Raw genomic sequence first — 19,544 nt, 5'->3', positions numbered from 1 at the left:
GCAACGCCACCGGACGGTCGGCACCCGCTTCAGAGGAGTCCTAGAGCCTCGGACTCCTGGTCGGTGAAGAGGCGGGAGCGGATCAGGAAGCGAACGCCCTCGGGCGCCTCGACCGAGAATCCGCTGCCCCGCCCCTTCACGACGTCGACAGTGAGCTGCGTGTGTTTCCAGTACTCGTACTGAACGGCCGACATCCAGAAGCCGATCGGCTGATCGAGCCCCTCGACCATGAGGTTGCCGAGGTGCACGTCAGCCGGACCGGTCCGGAACTCGCCGTCGGGAAAGCACATCGGCGAGCTCCCGTCGCAACACCCGCCCGACTGATGGAACATCAGCGGACCGTGCGTCTCGGTGAGGCTGCGGAGCAAGTCCTCCGCAGCCGCACTGAGCAGAACCTTCGCGACCACGATCAGAAGAACCCGAGCTTGTCCGGGCTGTAGCTGACCAGCAGGTTCTTGGTCTGCTGGTAGTGGTCGAGCATCATCTTGTGGTTCTCGCGGCCGATGCCGGAGTTCTTGTAGCCGCCGAACGCCGCGTGCGCCGGGTAGGCGTGGTAGCAGTTCGTCCAGACGCGGCCGGCCTGGATCTCGCGACCGGCCCGGTACGCCGTATTGATGTCGCGCGACCAGACTCCCGCGCCGAGACCGTACAAGGTGTCGTTGGCGATCTTCATCGCGTCGGCGTAGTCGTCGAACCGGGTCACCGAGACGACCGGGCCGAAGATCTCCTCCTGGAAGATCCGCATCTTGTTGTCGCCCTCGAAGATCGTCGGCTGGATGTAGTACCCACCCGCCAGATCGCCGGACTGCTCGAGCCGCTCGCCACCGGTGATCACCTTGGCACCTTCGGCCTTGCCGATGTCGATGTAGGCGAGGATCTTCTCGTACTGGTCGTTGCTCGCCTGTGCCCCGATCATCGTGTCGGTGTCGAGCGGGTTGCCGGTCTTGATCGCCTGCGTGCGCGCGGTCGCGTCGCCGAGGAACCGGTCGTAGATCGACGACTGGATCAGCGCCCGCGACGGGCAGGTGCAGACCTCGCCCTGGTTCAGCGCGAACATCGTGAAACCCTCGAGCGCCTTGTCGTAGAACGCGTCGTTGGCGGCCGCGACATCGTCGAAGAAGATGTTCGGGCTCTTGCCACCGAGCTCCAGCGTCACCGGGATGATGTTGTCCGAGGCGTACTGCATGATGAGCCGGCCGGTCGTGGTCTCACCAGTGAACGCGACCTTGGCAATTCTGTTGCTAGAGGCAAGCGGTTTGCCGGCCTCGACGCCGAAGCCGTTGACCACGTTGAGGACACCCGGCGGCAGCAGGTCCGCGACCAGCTCGAGCCAGACGTGGATCGACGCCGGGGTCTGCTCGGCCGGCTTCAGCACGATCGCGTTTCCGGCCGCCAGGGCCGGCGCCAGCTTCCAGACCGCCATCAGGATCGGGAAGTTCCACGGGATGATCTGCGCGACGACGCCGAGCGGCTCGTGGAAGTGGTAGGCGATCGTGTCGTCGTCGATCACCGAGACGGACCCCTCCTGGGCCCGCAACGCCCCGGCGAAGTACCGGAAGTGATCGATCGCGAGCGGGATGTCGGCGGCCAGCGTCTCGCGCACTGCCTTGCCGTTGTCCCAGGCTTCGGCCACCGCGAGCAGTTCGAGGTTGGCCTCCATCCGGTCGGCGATCTTGTTCAGGATGTTCGCCCGTTCGGCCGGTGAGGTGCGGCCCCAGGCAGGCGCGGCACCGTGGGCGGCGTCGAGTGCGCTCTCGACGTCGTCCGCCGTACCGCGGGCGATCTCGGTGAAGGTCGCACCGGTGACCGGTGTCGGGTTCTCGAAGTAGCCGCCCTTGGCGGGCGGGACCCACTCACCACCGATGAAGTGGTCGTAGCGGGATTTGTAGGTGACCGGGCTTCCATCCTGCCCAGGAGCTGCGAAGATCGTCATAGGTCCTCCTTGGGATACCTGACGTGGACCGGAATCTACGGAGTGCGACGTTGCATCGACGTTGCACCGACGAGGTGAGGCGATGGACGCGGGCGACCGGGCGCGCAAGTTGAGCGCGCTGTACGACGAGGTGCTCGGTGGTCACCGGGTGCCCGGAGCACCGCGCCCGCTGGTCGCTGCGTCGTGGGAACGCTCACTCGCCGCCGCAGTCGACCCCGAGCTGGATGCGCCCCCGATGGTCGTCGACCTCGACCTGTTGGAGGCGCTCCGGGCCGACCACCCGCTGCATGCGGTGCTGCCGGTGTTGCGGCAGACGCTGACCACGATCGCCGACGAGGCGTCGCACATCATGATCATCACCGATGCCCAGGGGACGATCCTGTGGCGCGAAGGATCAGCCGCCGTCCGGCGTCAGGCCGACCGGATCGCCTTGTCCGAAGGAGCGATCTGGTCCGAGGACCAGATCGGCACCAACGGGATGGGAACGGCGCTCGCTACCGGCCAGCCCGTGCAGATCCACTCCGCCGAGCACCTCGTCCGCCGGATCCACGAATGGACCTGCGCGGCCGCACCGGTGCACGACCCCGACACCGGCAAATTGATCGGCGCCGTCGATGTCTCCGGTCCGCTGCGCACAGTCCATCCCGCGATGGTCGCGTTGGTGACGGCCGCAGCCCAGCTCGCCGAGGGCCAACTGCGAGTCCGGATGGCTGCGGCCGACGAGATGCTGCGCGCCCGCAACATGCAGCACCTGGTCGCGCTCGGCGATGCACCCGGCGCGCTGCTCACCCCGAGCGGCCGAGTGCTCGCCGTCCAGCCACTCGAGTGGCTGCCGAAGCGACTGGTTGTGCCACCCGGGACCGACCGGATTGATCTCGGCGACGGCCGTGAAGGCCTGATCGAACCCCTCGACGAGGGCTACCTGCTCCGCATCCCCGGTACGCCGATCCGCCGTACCCGACCGTCATTGCGCCTGAAGCTGCTCGGCGCCGGTCAGCCACTGGCCGTCGTCGGCGGTCGCGAGATCAAGCTGACCTTGCGCCGGGCCGAGGTGCTGACACTGCTCCTCCTGCACCCAACCGGGCTGACCGCTGAGCAACTGATGCTCCAGCTGTACGGCGACGAGGGCAATCCGACGACCGTCCGGGCCGAGATGCACCGGCTGCGGAACCTGCTCGGCGGCGGAGTCCTCGACACCAAGCCGTACCGGATCATCGCCGATGTCACCGGCGACATCACCGACGTACAGAAGGCAATGCACCGCGGTGATCTGCGGACCGCGGTCGACCTCTATGCAGGCCCGCTGCTCACCCGCTCCGATGCCCCGGCTCTGCGCGCCGAGCGCGACGAACTCGACGCCACCCTGCGCCACGCCGTCCTCGACTCCGCGGACATCGAGCTGTTGTGGCGATTCGCTCAAACCTCAACAGGAGCAGAGGATCTGGAGATTTTCGAGACCTTGGAAGCGAACCTGCCGCCGGCCGATCGCCGCCGCGCCGCCGTCGCCGCCCGCCTCCACCGCCTCGCCGACTGACCTTCAGTGTTCCAGTCGCACGGCCGGTGAGCACGACAGCGATCGGCGGCACGTGATGTCGCCGTACGGGCTTCACTCGCGGCCGATGAGAATCCACAGGTAGTCGCGGTTCTTGACCGGGAAAGTCGCGGTCTTGCTGCTGAGTTCCTTGGTCTTCTTGCAGTCGGACGTGGTGTAGCGCCAGCGGACGACCTGGACGCGCCAGGATTGCTTGAGCTGGTGGAGGCGGCGGATCTTTCCGGCCGGGACCTCGGCGGTGTACGACCAGGCCTGCGAGACCGAGTGCGACTTGCCGACGGTCTTGGCGTATTTGCTCTGGATGTCCGCGATCACCAGCGGGATGCTCACCCCGAGGTCACCGGTCCAGGCCGAGTTCGACTCCGAGGTCGTTGTCTTCTGGTAGGTGATCCGGCCCGGGCCCTCGAGCCACTCGCTGTAGAGGTTCGTCCCGACGTACACCTCCTTACCGCCGCGCGTGTACCAGTAGACCACCTTGGTGTCGCACTTCTTCGCGACCCGGACCTCCGGGTCGACCGACGCACTCGCCGTACCCGCGCCCGGTACCAGCAACCCACTCGCCAGCACCGCGCCTGCGACCGCTGCCCTCTGAAAACGCATCTCGTTCTCCCGTGAAATCATTTCCATCCCTGCATTCGCAGTGGTTGGAAACCTACGGATTGGTCTACTCGATAGGCAATGAGTTCTTCGTAACGCTCTGTGTAGGTTTGTTCACAGTCACATCTCACGCGTGACGAGCCCGACACCGACATGACTGATCGGTAACCAACCAATAACATCGCTGGTATGCAGATCCTCGCCATCATCGTCTCGCTCGCGATCGCCGTGGTCGGCGTCGCGTTGTTCGGCAAGACGATCGGGCACATCGTGTCCGTCATCAGACTGGGTCAGCCCGCTCCCGGCCGTACCGACCAGCCGGGGCTGCGAAGCCTCACGCTGGGCAAGGAGACCCTCCTCCACACCCGGATGCTGCAGTGGAGCCATATCGGCATCCTGCACTGGTTCGTGGCGTTCGGTTTCCTCGGGCTGGTGCTGAGCCTGGTGACCGCGTTCGGCCAGCTGTTCGACGCGCACTTCGCGCTGCCGATCATCGGGCACTGGTTCGTCTTCGAGTGGGTCAGCGAGTTCCTGACCTGGACCGGCCTGATCTCGATCATCGGCCTGGTGGTGATCCGGCTGCGTGCGCTGCCCCGGGGGGAGAAGGGCCGGTACAGCCGGTTCTTCGGCTCCACTGCGTGGCAGGCGTACTACGTCGAGTACACGATTCTCGGCGTACTGATCTGTATCGCACTGCTGCGCGGCCTGGAGTACTCGCTCGGCGCGGGCAGCAAGTTCCACTTCCCGACCACCTTCTGGGTCGGCGACCTGCTGTTCAGCGGACTGTCCGAGCACGCGCTGGAGAACACGGTCTACCTGGTCGCGATGATCAAGATCCTGATCTCGTTCGCGTGGATGATCACCATCTCGCTGAACGCGACCATGGGTGTTGCCTGGCACCGGTTCACCGCGTGGCCGAACATCTGGTTCAAGCGTGATGCCGATGGCGGTACGGCGCTGGGTGCGCTGCAGCCGATCATGGTCAAGGGCGAGGCGATTGACTTCGAGAACATCGAGGAGCTCGACGAGGACGCGGCCCTCGGCGTCGGCAAGATCGAGGACTTCACCTGGAAGGGCCTGCTCGACTTCACGACCTGCACCGAGTGCGGTCGCTGCCAGTCGCAGTGCCCGGCCTGGAACACCGACAAGTCGCTGTCGCCCAAGCTGATCATGATGAACCTGCGCGAGCACGCGTACGCGAAGGCGCCGTACCTGCTGGCGTCCGAGGACGAGCGCAAGTCGCTGTCCCAGCTGGTGCTCGACGAGCAGGAGAAGCCGCTGGTCGGCCCGGCCGATGTCGCGGTCATCGACGAAGAGGCCTTGTGGGCCTGTACGTCGTGCGGTGCCTGCGTACAGCAGTGTCCGGTCGACATCGAGCACGTGGACGCGATCATGGACATGCGCCGCTACCAGGTGCTGATCGAGTCGTCGTTCCCGTCCGAGCTCAACGGGCTGTTCAAGGGCCTGGAGAACAAGGGCAACCCGTGGAACATGAGCCCGTCCGGCCGGATGGACTGGGCCAAGGACCTGCCGTTCGAGGTCAAACAAATCGGCGGCACGGCTGAAACTGACCCAGAGACGCTGGCCGAGGTCGAGTACCTGTTCTGGGTCGGCTGCGCCGGCGCTTATGAGGACCGCGCGAAGAAGACCACGCAGGCCGTGGCCGAGCTGCTCAACATCGCCGGCGTTTCGTTTGCAGTGCTCGGTGATGGCGAGACGTGTACCGGTGACCCGGCGCGGCGGTCCGGCAACGAGTTCGTCTTCCAGCAGCTGGCGATGCAGAACGCGGAGGTCTTCAAGGAGACCGGCGCGAAGAAGGTCGTCTCCACCTGCGCACACTGCTTCAACACGTTGAAGAACGAGTACTCGCAGCTCGGCGTCGAGCTCGACGTCATCCACCACACCCAGCTGCTCAACCGGCTGGTCCGCGAAGGCAAACTGACCCCGGTCGCTCCGGCCGACAGCACGCTCAACGGCCAGAAGATCACCTACCACGACCCGTGCTACCTGGGTCGCCACAACCAGGTGTACGACGCCCCGCGCGAACTGCTCGAAATCATCCCGGGCGCCGAGTACGCCGAGATGCCGCGGAACAAGACGAAGTCGTTCTGCTGCGGTGCCGGTGGCGCGCAGATGTGGATGGAAGAGAAGGTCGGCACCCGGATCAACATGAACCGGACCAACGAGGCCGTCGAGACCGGCGCCGACAAGATCGCCACCGGCTGCCCGTTCTGCCGCGTGATGCTGTCCGACGGCCTCACCGCCAAGCAGGCCGACGGCACTGCGCGCGAGGAGGTGGAGGTGCAGGACGTCGCCCAGCTGCTGCTCGCCTCGGTGAAACGTGGCTAAGTAGTCCTCCGCGATTGCAGCAACGTGCAATTTCCTTCCTTGTCAGGTGGTTCAGACCTTAAGCTCCGAGGTTTGAACCACCTGGGAGGGAATCGCACCATGAAGTTCCGCGCCGCCGTCGCCACGGCCGCCGTCGTACCCCTGGCCCTCGGCCTCGCCGCCTGTGGCGGCAACGAGAAGCCGGCCGCCGTGCCGCCGCCGACACCGACACCGACCACCGTCGCCAGCAGCGAGCCGTCCAAGACCGTCGAGACGCCGATCGCGCCGCCGGCCGTCGTCCGCCTGAACCGCGTCACCTTCGTACCGGAGATGAACTCCGCGCTGACCAAGGCGACATCGTGGCGCACGTTCGCCACGATGAAGGGCAACGGCCAGACGCTGATGACGATCCGTGGTGTCCAGAGCGTCAAGCCGGCCGCCATGTCGATGGAGATGACCGGCGCGGCCTTCAAGGGCAAGACGGCCAAGATGATCGTCTCCGGCGGCGCCGGCTACGCCTCGATCCCGGGCGCGACTCCGGCCGGCAAGTACCTCAAGTTCAAGTCCGGCCAGGTCGCCGAGCTCGACTCACTGCTCAAGAGCGGTGACCCGACGCAGGCGTTCAAGTCGTTCGACAAGAGCCTGGTCAGCGTCAAGTTCGTCGGCGAGGACACCATCGTCGGCGAGAAGATGGAGCAGTACGAGGTCAACCTGAACGCCGCGAAGATGCTGGCCACCCAGGGCAAGAAGCTGCCGAAGGGGATGCCGGCCACCATCCCCTACACGCTGTGGATGGACAAGTCGCACCGGGTCCGCCGGATGGAGTTCGACGTCAGCGGCGTCTCGATGGAGATGACCCTGTCCGACTACAACAAACCGGTCAGCATCACCGCACCGCCCGCAAGCAAGATCGTCAGCTAGCTGGCAATGCCTGGCAGGGCGGGCGGTAGGCCCGCTGTGCTGGGCGCGGGTTGGCCGTAGCGGGCCTGGACGTCGGGCGGGATGGAGTCTGCAATGCCGCCGAGGGCAGTGACCAGGGCTACGGTTTCCGGCGGGTACCAGCGGTCCTGGTGCCAGCCGACCAGGGCATTGCCGACGATGCGCCATTGCAGCCCCGGGTTGTTCAGCATCCAGTGGATCAGGTAAGGGCTCAGCACTGTTGATGCGAAGCCGCCGTCGCCGCTGACAACCTGGAACTGCTTGTCGAAGGGCGCGACGCCGGTCTTCCGGGTGGCGGTCAGGCCGCGGCTGATCCAGTTGTGGTGCGCGACGACGATCGACGGAAGCGCGACCGGCAACTGCAGCAGCACGAGATGCAGTTTCATCGGATAGTGCAGCGTCGTACCTTCTGGATGCCCGGCGATCTCGTCCTGGTGGTGGGTGCAGTCCACGACGGCGAACTCACGCCCCTCGAATGCTCCCACCGTGATGACGTCCTCGACCATGGCTGTCGGGAAGCCGCTCCGCACACTGGCGAACGCCCAGTCGTTCACCGGCGCCGGCGACCAGCCGGTCTCGGCAAGGAAGGCCGTCCGCCGGCTCCGATTGTCGGCCCGGTTGAGGCGGCGATAGAGCGCCGCGACCAGGAGACCGACCGGAATCACGACCACGAGGCCGATCAGCACGGCCAGGTCCCCATCCATGGCTGGATCGTAGGTCGCTGGTAGGTCAACGCAGGTACGAGGCGCCGTTGAAGTCGAGGACGGCGCCGGAGGACCACCCGGCCGGGGAGGACGCCAGCCAGTGAATGGCGGCGGCGACCTCTTCCGCCGTTGCGGTGCGGTTGAAGGGGCTTTGGGCGCGGATGGCGTCACCGCCGGCGCCTTTGAGGAAGTCGGCGGTCAGGTCGGTGGCGATGAAACCGGGGGCGATTGACGTCACGGTGATGTCATGTGGCGCCAGCGAGACGGCGAGCGACTGGCCGAGTGCGTGCAATCCGGCCTTCGAGGCGCCGTAAGCAGGCACATCAGGCTCACCCCGGTAGGCGCCGCGCGAACCAACATTGACGATCGCACCCCGCCGTACACCCTCGGCCGGCTCGATGTCGAGCATCTGGCGGGCCACGCACCAGGTCACATGCGCGGTACCTTCGAGGTTCACTGCGAGGGTCCGCCGCCAGGCCGTGACCCATTCCTCGTACGACGTCTCGGCCAGCGGATGACCGACTCGACGCGACCCCGCGACCGGCTCGTCGACGTACATGGCCGCATTGTTCACCAGTACGTCGATGCGGCCCAGAAGACGGGCCGATTCGTCAACCAGGGAAGGTATTTCGGCCGGATCGCCGATGTCAGCAGCGACCACCGCATGCCCGGCACCAGGTAGTCCGGCGCGCACTTCTTCGGCGCGCTCGACGGCGCCCCGGCAGTGCAGCACGACCCGGTCACCGCCCTGCGCGAAGGCCATTGCCGCGGCAGCTCCGACCCCGCGCGATGCGCCGGTGACAAGCACTCCTCTGGACACGTTTCCTCCATCGTTTCGGTGCCACCCATTCTGCCCTGACGCCGCGATGACATCGCGATGACATCATTGATGGTTGACATTGACGTCACGATGACGTCATAGTTGGCGTCATGGAACTTGACCCGTACCTCGAGTCGGTACGGCGGAGCGTGGAGAACGCGACCGCCCTGGCCGACGACCAGACTCGCAGCGTGGCCCAGCGCCTCGCAGCCACGCTGGATGACGCAGGCCGCCTGGCCCTCATCTCAGCCCTGTCCGACGCCGCCGGTGAGATCAGCCGTGAGCTGTCCCCCGGTTCGGTCGAGCTCCGGATGGCCGGCGGCCGTCCCGAGTTCGTAGTCACGCCGGCCCCCAGCCAGCTGACCGGGCCGGACGACCCAGCCGATGACCTGGACGACGACACCGAGGGCGACGACCTGTCCCTCGACGCCGACGAGCCGACCGCGCGGATCACACTGCGGCTGCCGATGTCGGTGAAGAACAAGGTCGACGAGGCCGCCACCGCCGAGGGCATCTCCTCGAACGCATGGCTGATGCGCACGGTGATGATGTCGCTGAGCGACCGGGGACGCCGTGGTGGCGCTCCCCGTCCGCCACGGCCGCCGCGCCCGCCGCGTGGTGGTGGGATATTCGGCCCGGACGGCCCGCTGGGCCCTGACGGTCCGCTCGGACCCGACGGTGTCTTCGGCCCGGACGGCGTGTTCGGTCCTGGCGGACCGTTCGGAGACGACGGCGTCTTCGGCCCCGAACGTGGCCGGCGCGACCGGGACGCCCGGCGTGACGAGCGTCGCGCGGAGGCCGACCAGCGCCGCGCAGAGAAAGACAGCCGCCGCAGTGAGCGCGGCTCCAGCCAGCGATTCCAAGGATGGACACAGTGAGCGGCTTCACGAGTCAGTTGATCGCCGAAGAGGGCGAGGTCACCCGGACACGGATCGAGATCGGCTCCGGCGAGGTCCTGCTGGTCCCCGTCGACGGCACCCAGACGTTCGTCGACCTCGAGGTCGAGGACGGCACCGATGAGGACGTCATCTACACCGTGGAGGACGGCGAGCTGATCGTCGAGCTCCGCAAGGGACGTCGCTTCAACACCCGCCGCGGCCCCGAGATCCACGTTCGGATCTCCACCCCGGCAGTCCTGGATGTGCGAGCCAAGACCGGCTCCGGCGACATCACCTCACAGGTCCCGCTCGGCACCGCCCGGTTGTCCACCGGCTCCGGCGACATCCGCCTGGAGTCCGTCCAGGGCGACCTTGCGGTCAGCACCGGAAGTGGCGACGTACGGGTGGCCCACGTGGCAGGCATCACCAAAGGCAGCACCGGATCGGGTTCGATCGACATCGGCGAAGCCGCCACCACGATCGGGCTGAGCACCGGCTCCGGCGACGTCCGGATCGGTGACGCGGCCGGACCGACCAGCATCAAGGTCGGCTCCGGTGACATCACCATCGAGCGGGTCCGCGACCACTCGGTCGCCACCTCCGGCTCCGGTGACGTCACGGTCGAGGTGGCCGACGGACCGAGCATCCAGGCCGAGACGGCCAACGGCGATGTCCGCGTCGGGGTTCCCGACGGCATCCCGACGTACCTGGACCTGAAGACGGTCACCGGCCGGATCCGTTCCGAGCTGGAGCCGAGCGCGAAGCCCGAGGCGGGCGAACGCTCGCTGACTCTGCGGGCCCGCACCGTGACCGGCGACATCACCGTCGTCAAGGTCTGATCCACGCCCTCCAGAAGGTTCCGCCGGCATCGGTCCGGCGGGACCTGGCGGCAGCCATCCCAAAATCACCCTCATTCGAAGGAGAACAGCCATGATCACCGAACACCAAGAGGTCGCCCGCTACCGCGTCGCCGAGCAGGTCCGGGCCGCCGAGAACCGCGCGCTGATGCACGACCACCAAGAGACCGATGGCGGAACCCGGCACGGCCTGGCCACCGCGTTGCGGCGGCTGGCCGACAAGCTGGAGCCGCTGACGAACTCCGCGCCGCAGGCCAGGCACGCCCGCCCCGAAGCCCGCAGTACGGGGCTCTCGGTCGTCCGGTGATCAGATGTCGGTGCGGTGGAACTTCAGGTGCGAGCGGGACGGCGTCGGGCCGCGCTGATTCTGGTAGCGCGAGCCGTACTTGTCCGAGCCGTACGGGTGCTCGGCCGGCGACGACAGCCGGAAGAAGCACAGCTGGCCGATCTTCATCCCGGGCCAGAGCTTGATCGGCAGGGTCGCGACATTCGACAGCTCCAGCGTCACGTGGCCGGAGAAGCCGGGGTCGATGAAGCCGGCGGTGGAGTGCGTGAGCAGACCGAGCCGCCCCAGCGAGGACTTGCCCTCGAGCCGGGCCGCGACGTCGGCGGGCAGCGTCACCATCTCGTACGTCGACCCGAGCACGAACTCACCCGGGTGCAGGATGAACGGCTCGTCACCCTCCGGCTCGACCTCACGGGTCAGGTCCGGCTGCTCCTCGGCAGGGTCGATATGCGGGTACCGGTGGTTCTCGAAGACCCGGAAGAACCGGTCCAGCCGCACGTCGACACTCGACGGCTGCACCATCGCAGGGTCGAACGGTTCCAGCCCGACGCGCTTCGCGTCGAGCTCGGCCAGGATGTCGCGGTCGGAGAGCAGCACGTAGGAAGCCTAGCGTGCCGCCCTCCACCGAGCGCCATGTCGCCTCGAACAGCCCCAAGAGGCCGGTGACGAGTGGTCCGGAGCCCTCAGCTCCCCGGCATGCACCGCCACCAGTCCTGTGGCCTGAGGCAACGAACTAGTCGGACAGCTTGTTGAACTTCGACACCTGGGTGGCGAAGGTCTTGACCTGTGCCGGCGACCAGTCCTTGAGCAGGTCCTCGATCACCTTGTGCCGCTTCTTCCGCGCCGAGGCAAGCTTGCGCTTACCGGCCGCGGTCAGCGTCAGCAGGGTTGCTCGTGCATCCGTCTTGTCGGCGGCGCGCTTGAGCAGGCCCTCCTCCTCGAGTCGCGCACAGGCCCGGCTGACCGGTCCCTTGTCCACCTCGAGAGCAGCCACCAGGTCGGCCATCCGCACCGGCGCCAGATCCTCGACGTGGTTGAGCAACGCATATTGCGCCGGCTCCAGATCCGGATGCGCCTCGTCGGACAGCGTCCGCTGCAAACCACGCAGCCGGCGCGCCAACGTGACGAGCTCCTTCTCCAGGTTCTCCAGCGCGTCACTCGTGTCTGTTGCCACCGTTCACCCCTTCATCCAGTTGCCCCGCAACCATCTTGTCCGGTCCTGGCAAGGACCGCATCCTCACGTTGCGTCGAATGTTGCCCCCGGCAACGCGTTCTAATCTGCCAGAAGATGCGGGGCATGCCCAGCCCTTGGACGGACCCTTTGTGGAAAACTCCCCCGCAAACGTCCGCGCCAACCGTCTGTGGACCCCTTTTCGATGCGTTCGGCCCCATTCACCTGATCGCGCAACAACCCCGGTCGCCGCCGCGCGGACCCGCCGCGCCGGTGCCCCCACCCATCGGTTATGCTTTCTCCGCTCGTTCAGTACGGCGACGCGCGGGTGTAGTTCAATGGCAGAACATCAGCTTCCCAAGCTGACAGTGCGAGTTCGATTCTCGTCACCCGCTCCATTTGTCAGCACATGATGAGGCATCCCTCCATGGCTAGTGCGGCGTCCCGCGCTCTCGCGGCCTGGCTCGGTCTTGGCGCTCTTCTGGTGGCCGGTCTGGCCGCCGATCTGCCCGTCTTTCCGGCCTTGGCCATCGGGTGGCTGGTGATCTATTTCATCGTGGGAGCGCTCGCGATCGCCGATGCGATCCGGCTCGCACGGCGCGCGGACCTCGACGTTGCGCAGGGTTCGGCGAATGTCGTGAAGATCGCCGCCATTCCGTTCTTCGTGCTGAACTTCGTCGCACTGACGCGGATCGTGGTCTCCGTCGGCGCAGACGATAGTGACCACTTCGGTTTCCGCGGATTCCTGATTGCGCTGCTGTTCGTCGTACTGACTTATCTCGTGCTGCTGCCCACCTCGGCGTACGCGGTGGCTTGTCTCGTGGTGATGCGAAGGGACGAGCGGATCGGGCGGGTGTTTTACGGCCTGCACCTGATTCTGCAGTTCCTCTTCGTCGTGGATGTGGCCGGCGCGGTTGTCGTGATCGAGGTCGCGCGGAACCGCCTCGGTACGGCGCGACCGCCGAGCTGGCTGTCGCGGAACCTGCTGACCGGTGTACTGGCCGTCGCGTCGATTCTCGGCGCGATCTGGGTGATCGCGTACTCCACGTCGATCTTCGGGCGATCCACCGCCGACCTGATCTGGTACCTCGCATCCGTCCCGGCCCTGGCGTTCTTCGTCCTGGTGGCGGTTCCGATCGTGCCGCTGGTCGCGTTCCGGACCGCGGTGCGCGCCTTCCTGGCCGGCGACCTCGAACTGCTGCGGCGTTCGACTCGTGTGGTCAAGCTGGTGATGATCCCGCTCTTCGTCCAGAACTTCCTGGTGGGTGCGGTCATCATCGGGTTCCTGTCGTACCTGCCACTGCGGATGGCGCGGGAGCCGAGAGACTTCTGGCTGATCGGCGCCGTCGCCTCCCTCGGCCTCATCCCGACCTTGATCGCCGCGTTCCTGATGCTGATCCCGACCTCGATCTACGGGGTGACCTGTCTCGCGCTGATGCTGCGGCAACGCCTGATCAGCCCGCGGTACTGCACCATGCACGTGCTGCTGCACTTCGTCTTCGTGGCCGACATCATCAGCACCCTCGTGGTGGCCCGCCGAGCTCGATCAAACGGTTGATCGTTGCTCTGATCAACGATGTGGCGCGAGCAGCGCACTGAGCTGCTCGGCGATCAGGGCGCGCGGCGGCCCCAGGCCGGTGACCGCGAGCGCCCCGGTCCAGCTGATCAGGGTCTGCCGGGAAAGAGCCTGTACGTCGGTCGCCGGGCGCAGCTCGCCGCTGGTTAGGGCGGCTCGGTAGAAGCGCTCGCACGCGGCAAGCACGGCATCCGAGCGGGACTGGACCTGACGCCGTACCTCCGGATCGTTGCCCAGGTCCACGAGCTGGTGCGCGGCAGCGGCCAGGAGAAAGGTGCGGAGGGCAGCCAGCGGCGACGCGTGGCGGGACGCAGCTTCGTCGGCGGCCGGCAGCACCTGCTGCGCGGACCGAGTGACCGCAGCGAGCAGCAGGCCGCGCTTGGAACCGAACCGCTGCATCAGAGTCGGAGCGGCCAATCCGGCCCGCTCGCCGACCGCGGCCAGCGTCAGCTGCGCCGGCCCGGACTCGGCCAGAACCCGGCGGGTCGCATCCAGGATCGCGTCGTCACTGACCAGCCTCGGACGGGCCATTTCTGGGCCTCCGAATTTGTGAATGACCATTCGCTAATTGACGAGATCGTAACAGATCCGTGGTCGATCAGTTAGATACCGCAACGGGTGAAGTACGGGGATCCCGACGGGGCCCACGGTCGAGCCCGCTGTCCGGTCCCCCGTCCGCGGGCCGGGCTCGTCGTACCAACGGGAGCTCTTGATGCGTTTCGCCCGCACTGCTTTGGGCCTGCTGCTGACCCTCATCGGTCTGGTGGTCGGCGTGGCCGGTGCCGCCGCCGCGTTCTGGCTGGTCGGCCCGGACAACACCATCTCCACCGGAGGCCGCGCGCTGACCAGCGACGGCCTGGCCGTGGTCACCGCACCAGACCTGCTCGACCGGCACGGCCCGACCCTGCGCGTCAGCGTGACCGGGTCCAAGCCGCTGTTCGTCGGCATCGCGCAGGACCTCGACGTCGCCGACTACCTCTCCGGCGCCGCCCACACCCGCGTGATCCGGTACGACGTGCCGTCGACCGTCAGCACGCAGACCATGAACGGCTTCTCGAACAAGCTGACCCCGCCGGCCGACCTGGACTGGTGGGTCGCCAAGTCCGGCGGCACCGGCAACCAGTCGATCGCCTGGCCGATGCAGGACGGTCGCTACTCGGTCGTCGTGATGAACGCCGACGGCACCCCGGCGGTCGACGCCAAGGTGAGCTTCGGGATCGAACTGCACCGGTCGTTCGGGATCAGCTTGCTGGTGCTCGGCGCCGGGATCGTCGCGCTGGCGCTGGGGATCGCACTTGCGTTCCGGCGCCCGTCGGCGGATCGCTCTGATGAGCCAGCCGCTGCTGAGCTCGCCGGTACGCCGATGGCTGCTGGTCCGGTGGTGGCGCGCAGCGCGAACCCGTTTGCTCCGGCTAATCGGGTGCTGGTCGAGGATGTTCCGGCGTACCGGGCTCCTGAGGTGCGAGCGAAAGAGCAGGCGCTGGTCGACGAGACGACCGAGACGCTCGCCGTGATCGCCGCCGCCGCTCCGACTGCTCCGACTGCTTCGGTGCAGGCTGCGCCGGCTCAGAAGGTCTCGGCCCAGGTTGGCCGGGCGCAGGTTGCGCCGGTGCGGCCGATTCCGGGAGTGCAACCGTTGCGGTCGGCGCCGATGCTGATGTCGCCGGCGGCCGTTGCCCGGGCGAAGTCGCGGGCTACGCTCCCGACAGCCCCCGCCGTGCCGGTTGCCGCCGCGCCGGCCGCTCGCGCCGAGTCGGCCCCGGCTCCTAGCGCCGAGTCGGCCCCGCCTGCAGAGACGTTGCCGCTGGACGAGTCGCCGGAGTTCGTGAAGAGCGACGAGGCCGTGAAGCGCACGGCCGCTCTGCTCGCCAGTGGCGCTTTGTTGCTGACAGCAACGAGCTGCGGCTTGATGCCGCCGAAGAACAACCTGACGCTCCCCGACCGCCGGCCCGCCGTCACCATCGCCGACGCCAAGGCCGTCGTCACGAAGTACAACGAGCTCAACAACAAGGCCAACGCGGCCCGCGACAGCAAACTCGCCGCCGCCATCGAGGCCGAGCCGAACCTCGCCCAGACCCTCGCCGGCTACCAGATCGGCCGCAAACTCGACCGCGCCGGGAAGGCCATCGGCAAGCCGTTCACCTTCACCAACCCGGTCGTCGGTGCCCCGGAGTTCACGGCGTACCCGATGCGCTTCGTGGTCACCTCCGGCGTCTCCGACGCCGCGGACACCCGGCAGCTCGGCGTCTGGGAGCGCGAAAGCGCCGGCGCCCCCTGGCTGCTCACGCACTCCGTCTACCCCGGCCGCTCGATCGACCTCCCCGCCATGGAGGGCGTCCGCACGCCCAGCCGCGCCGACATCGCCAGCCTCGCCACCCACCCGGCGGCAGTGGCGCCTACCCTCGCGGCATACCTCAGCGGCGGCCCCAAAGCCCCGCAGTCCAAGCTCTTCACCACCTCCCCCGGCATGGCCAAGCTCATGGAGCAGCGCGCCAAGTCCAAGGTCGCCGACGCCGCCGAGTCCTATATCGCCGCCGTCAGCGACACCTACAAGGCCACCGGGACTCCCGTCACCTTCATGACAGCCGACGGTGAAGGCCTGGTCTTCCTCGGCCTCACCGAGCAGTACCTCCAACGCGTAGAGCCAGGCTCCAACGCCTACTGGACCAGCGGCGAGGCAACCGCCTTCAGCAGCAACGTCAAGTTCACCCAGACCCTCCACCAGGACTACCTCCACCAGGTAGCCCTCGTCATCCCCGCCAAAGCCACCGGCGGCCCCATCCGCATCCTCTCCATGGACGGGCAATTGGTAGGAGCCGGCGGCTCCTGACCCGCGTCTGAAGCCGGCCCCGCTTCCCCACGGAAGCGGGGCCGGCTCATGTCCGGACGGGAGTCCTCGCTGTGTGCCCCGGTCGCGTTCGGGTGAGTGTTTGCTCGTTAGCCGGATGCTTTTGGGTGGCCGGTGATGAGAACGTTTCGGTTGGCGGTGGGCTGAGGTGACTCGGCCGGGATACGTCTGGGGATGGCTGGTCGCCGCTGCGGCCGAATAGAGGCGTGTGGCTGGTCGCCGCAGTGGCTGGTCGGGATGGCCAGCCCGGCGATCGGTTCGTATGGCGACGTGGAGTTTCCACTTGGCGCAGATTTTGGACCTCAGCCATAGCGGGTACCTCAGTCGGCGGTCACGCGGTCGCCGGCATCGCCAGTACCTCAGCCCGTGCCGGGCCCAGCCAAGCTCTTTCTGTAACGCGGCCGCCGCGGCGGCCAGCCACCGGCCTCGTATCCGGCTTGTCCGGTGCGGCGAGGTATCGGGAACTGCGGTTGGGGCGGGTCCGGCGGGTGGGCGGACCGCCATCACCGTCTAACTGCCGTTGGAGGCGGGCGCCCACGCTTGGGCCGCTCTGACAACTGGGGTTGGACGGTGATGGGCGTCCGCCCCAACCCCAGATTGAGGGCGGTAAGCGGTTGCCGTAGGTTAGTTTCGGCTGATTGACTCTGGGTGTGAGGTTTTTCCCATCGCCCTGGGAGTTGTTGTGGAGATCAGCCGCCGCTGTCTGCTGTCGTTTGTCCCGGCCACCGCTCTGCTGACCGCCGTGAATCCGGTCCGGGCCGGCGCCGTCAGCACTACTGAACCCAGCCTGTTGCTGGGGAATGCGATCGCGATCTACGCCGGTACGGCGGAGTCGAACGCCCGGACCGAGGTCGCCGCCAAGCTGACCGCCATGGACGCGACCGCGCGCACCTGGCTGGCCGCGATGGACCGAGCCGCCTCCAACGAGCTGTTCGCGGGGCTCCCGCTAGGAACCAGCGATCCGAATCTGAGTGCGTCGTACCAGCACCTCTATGAGATCGCCCTCGCGTATCGCCGCCCCGGACCGACGTCCGATCTGCAGGGCAACGCGCAGGTCCGCACCAAGGTCACCGACGGGCTGCAAAAGCTCCACGACAACTGGTACGGCGATCAGTCGCGCGGGTATTACGGCAACTGGTTCACGTGGGAGATCGGCATCTCCACGTTCGTGTCCAAGACACTCGCGCTGATCGACGCGCCCACCAGTCTCATCACGCTGTACGTCGCCTCGATGGACGCGTATCTCCGCAACGGGAAGGACGGCGATGTCGATCTCGATTCGCGGTTCCACACCGGCGCGAACCTCGTCGACATCACCGCGAACCGCGTCCTGCAAGGCGCATTGCTCGGCGACGACGCGCGGATCCGGAAGGCGCTGACGGACCAGTTCACGGTGTTCGCGACCGTCGATCCGTACAACCTGCAGCACGGAGTGACCGACGGCTACTACGCCGACGGCTCGTTCATCCAGCACGCATCCGTCGCCTACACCGGCTCCTACGGCAAGGCTCTGCTCAGCCGCGTCGTCCAAACCGTCAAGATCCTCGACAACACGTCGTACGCGCAGACCGCTGAGCTGATCGGCGTCGTCCAGGGCTGGGTCGAGCACGGGTTCGCGCCGCTCATCTTCGAGGGCTGGATGATGGAGATCGTCAAGGGACGCGCGGTCTCGAGAACAGCCACCGGGTACGACGATGTCGCGGTCGTCGTCGAGGCAGTGGTCGACCTGGCCGACTACGCGGCGGCCGAGGATGCGCGCCGCCTGAAGTCCTTTGCCAAGTTCACCGCCAGGCCGACGATCAACCCGAACACGTTCGTGTCGCCGGTCAGCATCGCGCGGTTCGCGGACCTCAGAGCAGATCCGGCAATCGTGCCGGCCGATCTGAACCCGGCGGCGAGCAGTACGGCGTTCAACGCAATGGACCGCACTGTGCACCGCCGGCCCGGATTCGCGTTCGCGGTGGCGCGGAACTCGGATCGGATCAGCAAGTACGAGTACATGAGCGGCGAGAACCTGATGCCGTGGTTCCAGGGCGACGGCGCGCACTACCTCTATCTGAGCGGCCAGGACCAAACCCGCTCGTACGGCGTCGACTACTTCACGACCGTCTCGCCGTACGGGCTTGCCGGAGTGACCGCGCCTGTCGAGACCCGCAAGTCGATCCCCGAGCTCTACGGGACGGCGTACTACGGCCGCCCACCAGAGTTCACCTCGTCATCAGAAGCGCAGAACACCTACGTCTACTTCCCGACCGGCACCAACAAGCACTCCGGCGGAGCAACACTCGACGCGTACGGCGCAGTCGGGTGGGTGCAGTCGGACGACTTCGCCTACGCGCGGCGTGATGAGTTGCCGGACGACTTCGTCACGTACCGGAACGCGTCCGCGACCAAATCGTGGTTCCTGCTGGACGACGAGATTGTGGTCCTCGCCGCCGGCATCCACGACGCCGAGCGTGCAGTGACCACCACCCTCGACACCCGCATCGCGGCGCCCGGCGAGGCGGTCAGCATCACCGCAGCGGACCAGTCCAGCAAACCCCGCTGGATCCGGTACGCCGCCAATAACGTTGCCGTCGGCTACTACTTCCTCAATCCCACCGAGGTTTCCGCCACACTGCAGACCGTTACCCGCAGCCGACGAGTGGTCCGAACCGCGAACCCCGACACCCCAGTCACCAAACAGGTCTTCGCCCTGACCGCCGCCCAACCGGCCGGATCCACCCGCACACTCGCCTACGCCTTGGTCCCCCACGCAACCGAGCCAGCGCTCCGCGCCTACGCCCACGGCCGCGTCGCCGTACTGGCCAACACCCCACGCCTACAAGCGATCCACCACCAAGGCCTCCGCCTCACCGCCGCCAACACTTTCGCTCCGGGCCCCCACCAACTCCCCGGCCTCACCATCAACGGCCCCGCCTCAGTCCTGCTTCAACACACCCCAACCGGCCTGACGGTCGCCGTCTCAGACCCCACCACCACCCGAGCCACCATCACCCTCAACCTCTGGGCCCAATACCTCCGCCCAGTAACCCCCACCCCCGGCATCAAGGTC

The 19,544-nt window shown here is 67.0% G+C and carries 17 protein-coding genes and 1 tRNA gene; 10 read left to right on the top strand and 8 right to left on the bottom strand.

Features of this window, described 5'->3' with window-relative positions; all coding sequences use genetic code 11:
- Positions 1-29 precede the first annotated feature (29 nt).
- A complete protein-coding gene (locus E1263_RS21385; RefSeq protein WP_132170078.1) occupies positions 30-407 on the bottom strand; it encodes a DUF779 domain-containing protein in 378 nt (125 codons plus the stop codon).
- 2 nt (positions 408-409) lie between these two features.
- Complete coding sequence (gene adh, locus E1263_RS21380; RefSeq protein WP_132170076.1) at positions 410-1,933, bottom strand: aldehyde dehydrogenase; 1,524 nt, start codon at positions 1,931-1,933, stop codon at positions 410-412.
- 82 nt (positions 1,934-2,015) lie between these two features.
- Between adh and E1263_RS21375 the strand changes: the two genes are divergently transcribed.
- Positions 2,016-3,467, top strand: a complete 1,452-nt coding sequence (locus E1263_RS21375; protein ID WP_132170074.1) for a helix-turn-helix domain-containing protein — start codon at positions 2,016-2,018, stop codon at positions 3,465-3,467.
- A gap of 72 nt (positions 3,468-3,539) precedes the next feature.
- Here the strand turns inward: E1263_RS21375 and E1263_RS21370 are convergent, their stop codons facing one another.
- Positions 3,540-4,085, bottom strand: a complete 546-nt coding sequence (locus E1263_RS21370; RefSeq protein WP_132170072.1) for a hypothetical protein — start codon at positions 4,083-4,085, stop codon at positions 3,540-3,542.
- 186 nt (positions 4,086-4,271) lie between these two features.
- On the opposite strand from E1263_RS21370, the gene E1263_RS21365 reads away from it, so the two are divergent.
- Complete coding sequence (locus E1263_RS21365; protein WP_132170070.1) at positions 4,272-6,431, top strand: (Fe-S)-binding protein; 2,160 nt, start codon at positions 4,272-4,274, stop codon at positions 6,429-6,431.
- 99 nt (positions 6,432-6,530) lie between these two features.
- The gene (locus E1263_RS21360; RefSeq protein ID WP_132170068.1) at positions 6,531-7,331 is read left to right on the top strand and encodes a LolA-like protein; all 801 of its coding nucleotides are present in this window, start codon (positions 6,531-6,533) and stop codon (positions 7,329-7,331) included.
- On the opposite strand, the gene E1263_RS21355 is transcribed toward E1263_RS21360, so the two are convergent.
- Positions 7,328-8,053, bottom strand: a complete 726-nt coding sequence (locus E1263_RS21355) for a hypothetical protein (RefSeq protein WP_132170066.1) — start codon at positions 8,051-8,053, stop codon at positions 7,328-7,330. The genes E1263_RS21360 and E1263_RS21355 overlap by 4 nt on opposite strands.
- Before the next feature lie 25 nt (positions 8,054-8,078).
- Positions 8,079-8,873, bottom strand: coding sequence for an SDR family NAD(P)-dependent oxidoreductase (locus E1263_RS21350; RefSeq protein WP_132170064.1), 795 nt, complete (start codon positions 8,871-8,873; stop codon positions 8,079-8,081).
- Positions 8,874-8,983: 110 nt separating this feature from the next.
- Between E1263_RS21350 and E1263_RS44070 the strand changes: the two genes are divergently transcribed.
- From E1263_RS44070 to E1263_RS21335, 3 genes are all read left to right on the top strand, one after another.
- Positions 8,984-9,751, top strand: coding sequence for an Arc family DNA-binding protein (locus E1263_RS44070; protein WP_132170062.1), 768 nt, complete (start codon positions 8,984-8,986; stop codon positions 9,749-9,751).
- Complete coding sequence (locus E1263_RS21340) at positions 9,748-10,590, top strand: DUF4097 family beta strand repeat-containing protein (protein ID WP_420323386.1); 843 nt, start codon at positions 9,748-9,750, stop codon at positions 10,588-10,590. Before E1263_RS44070 ends, E1263_RS21340 begins: the two co-directional genes overlap by 4 nt.
- Positions 10,591-10,681: 91 nt before the next feature.
- Positions 10,682-10,915 (top strand): hypothetical protein, encoded by a 234-nt coding sequence (locus E1263_RS21335; protein WP_132170058.1) that lies wholly within the window; start codon positions 10,682-10,684, stop codon positions 10,913-10,915.
- On the opposite strand, the gene dcd is transcribed toward E1263_RS21335, so the two are convergent.
- Both dcd and E1263_RS21325 read right to left on the bottom strand, forming a co-directional pair.
- Positions 10,916-11,491 carry a dCTP deaminase gene (gene dcd / locus E1263_RS21330; protein ID WP_132170056.1) on the bottom strand — a complete coding sequence of 192 codons (576 nt, stop codon included), beginning with the start codon at positions 11,489-11,491 and terminating at the stop codon, positions 10,916-10,918.
- 136 nt (positions 11,492-11,627) lie between these two features.
- Positions 11,628-12,068: a MarR family winged helix-turn-helix transcriptional regulator gene (locus E1263_RS21325; protein WP_132170054.1), complete on the bottom strand. Its 441-nt coding sequence runs from the start codon at positions 12,066-12,068 to the stop codon at positions 11,628-11,630.
- 321 nt (positions 12,069-12,389) lie between these two features.
- Here E1263_RS21325 and E1263_RS21320 point away from each other — a divergent pair.
- Positions 12,390-12,463 (top strand) — tRNA-Gly (locus E1263_RS21320).
- A gap of 29 nt (positions 12,464-12,492) precedes the next feature.
- Entirely contained in the window at positions 12,493-13,623 is a 1,131-nt protein-coding gene (locus E1263_RS21315; protein WP_132170052.1) for a DUF6652 family protein, read from the top strand.
- Between the two features lie 12 nt (positions 13,624-13,635).
- Here E1263_RS21315 and E1263_RS21310 read toward each other — a convergent pair whose 3' ends face one another.
- Complete coding sequence (locus tag E1263_RS21310; protein WP_132170050.1) at positions 13,636-14,172, bottom strand: TetR/AcrR family transcriptional regulator; 537 nt, start codon at positions 14,170-14,172, stop codon at positions 13,636-13,638.
- A 181-nt stretch (positions 14,173-14,353) separates the two neighbouring features.
- Between E1263_RS21310 and E1263_RS21305 the strand changes: the two genes are divergently transcribed.
- Positions 14,354-16,471, top strand: coding sequence for a DUF8094 domain-containing protein (locus E1263_RS21305; RefSeq protein WP_132170048.1), 2,118 nt, complete (start codon positions 14,354-14,356; stop codon positions 16,469-16,471).
- A gap of 700 nt (positions 16,472-17,171) precedes the next feature.
- The coding region (locus E1263_RS21300) for a polysaccharide lyase family 8 super-sandwich domain-containing protein (protein ID WP_132170046.1) at positions 17,172-19,544 on the top strand (2,373 nt) is incomplete at its 3' end.

The organism is Kribbella antibiotica (genome assembly GCF_004349055.1).
Lineage (GTDB): Bacteria > Actinomycetota > Actinomycetes > Propionibacteriales > Kribbellaceae > Kribbella > Kribbella antibiotica.
The sequence above is the reverse complement of the archived record's forward strand: the minus strand, read 5'-3'. Positions and strand labels throughout refer to the sequence as shown.